The organism is Streptomyces sp. NPDC059534 (assembly GCF_042743475.1).
Taxonomy (GTDB): domain Bacteria; phylum Actinomycetota; class Actinomycetes; order Streptomycetales; family Streptomycetaceae; genus Streptomyces.
In genome coordinates this window covers 1-1,767 of sequence record NZ_JBHWAQ010000133.1, presented here as the reverse complement: position 1 = coordinate 1,767, position 1,767 = coordinate 1, and the positions used below count along the sequence as shown (strand labels likewise).

General features: G+C 67.9%; 2 protein-coding genes and 1 pseudogene. 2 read left to right on the top strand and 1 reads right to left on the bottom strand.

The features are described from left to right. Window positions 1-297: 297 nt before the first annotated feature. Entirely contained in the window at window positions 298-888 is a 591-nt protein-coding gene (locus ACFVZH_RS40315; RefSeq protein WP_384905618.1) for a recombinase family protein, read from the bottom strand. A 203-nt stretch (window positions 889-1,091) separates the two neighbouring features. Here ACFVZH_RS40315 and ACFVZH_RS40310 point away from each other — a divergent pair. Together ACFVZH_RS40310 and ACFVZH_RS40305 are read left to right on the top strand one after the other, a co-directional pair. Next, window positions 1,092-1,295 (top strand): annotated as a pseudogene (locus ACFVZH_RS40310) (hypothetical protein); the annotation flags it as partial. Window positions 1,296-1,389: 94 nt separating this feature from the next. Then, on the top strand, window positions 1,390-1,767 hold a 378-nt coding region (locus tag ACFVZH_RS40305; RefSeq protein ID WP_384905620.1), incomplete at its 3' end, for a transposase.

The window sequence follows — 1,767 nt, the reverse complement described above, 5'->3', positions numbered from 1 at the left end:
TGCTTCGCGGTGAGTAATGATCACTCTGAGGGGGAGCGGGCTCTCATGATCAAATGGAGGGGTGAGAAGGCGGCGCCAAATCCCCCCGGTGTCGCCGGTGGGCTGCCTCAACATCTCGGGGCAGCCCACCCCTCCTCCCGGGAAAGCGTGCTGAGGGGCGCAGGGTCCGCCAGCACGCGCCCCTTGCCCTCCGCGTGCGGCTGGTCCCGGCTGCAGAGGGCGCTGGCCCTGGCAGTCGGATACGGCCCGGCAGTCCCAGCGCGGACACCAGGGAAGCAAGTAACCCGCCGGTTAACCTCAGGGCTTCGCTGCGGCGTTCTTCTTCAGCTGGCGGGGCACGGTCTTGGTCCGGTCGAGGTACCCGTACACCGTCGAGCGCGGCACACCGAACAGGTCAGCGATCTGCTGGACGGTCTTCTCTCGGGCGTCGTAGAGCTGCTGGGCGAGCGCGGCCTGGTCGGGGGTGAGACTTGGGCGGCGGCCGCGGGCCTGTGCGGCGGCGAGAGTGTCGTGGGTGTTCGCGACGATCAGTTCGCGCTGGAGCTCGGCGAGCACGCTGAGCATGCCGAACATCGCCCGGCCTTCCATGGTGGAGGTGTCGATGCCCTGCTCGATGACGTGCAGCCCGATGCTGCGCTCGCGCAAGTTGGCCCCGAGGGGCACCAGGTGGAGCACGGAGCGGGAGAGCCGGTCGAGCCGGGTGACCTTGAGCGTGTCGCCTTCTCGCAGCAGCTGGAGCACAAGGTCGAGCTTCGGCCGGGACGCTTTCGCACCGCTCGCGGTGTCGAGGTGGATGTTGTCGCGGTCGACGCCGGCTCGCAGCAGGGCGTCGAGCTGATGATCGGGGTTCTGGTCGGCGGTCGAGACCCGCGCGTAGCCGATGAGCATGTGTCGGAATCTATCGGCCGGGCCGTTCGCCGACGTTGATTTCCGGCGCGGGTTGTCGACAGTGCTCACCTGCGGGTTCGTGATCACCACCCAAAGTATCGGTAGACGTTGGCACCCTCACGTGATCAACGCACCATCCACGGATAATCATGTGATCGTGGAGGTACAGGTGCGTGACTACGGGTTTTCGCCAGCTCAGCAGGATGAGATCTGGAGACGTTGGTCGTGAGGGGCAGTCGTTCAGCTTGATGGGGCGGGAGCTCGGGGCACCAATGCACCACGTCCGCCGGTTTCTGTACCAGAGCGGCGGTGTCCGCCTGGCCCCGCAGCAGCGTTCAGAGCGGCATCTGAGCGGCGGTGAGTGCGAAGAGATATCCCGCGGCATCGCCGCCGGAGAATCGGCCCGACAGCTGGCCAATCGGCTGGGCCGATCCCCTTCGACCATCTCCCGCGAGATCGCCCGCAACGGCGGCCGGGACCGCTACCGAGCCGCCTCGGCAGATGCCGGCCGCCTACGAACGCGGACGCCGACCCAAGCAGGCCAAGCTCGCCCAACGGCCCGCTTTGCGCGCCCTGGTGGAAGCCAAGCTGGCTCTGTGCTGGTCAACCGAGCAGATCGCAGGATGGCTGCGACGACAGTTCCCTGGCGACACCGCCATGCAGATCTCGCACGAAGCGATCTACCTCTCGCTCTACGACCCTCGCCGCCGCCAGGCGATCGACCGCAGCCTCACTCGGCGCCTGCGGTCAGCCCGGCCCATGCGTCGCCCGAAGATCGACCGTCGGCCCACCGGGCGGGGCGTCATCCGCGGCATGGTGTCCATCAGCGCCCGCCCTGCCGAGGTCGAGGACCGCAAGGTTCCCGGCCACTGGGAAGGG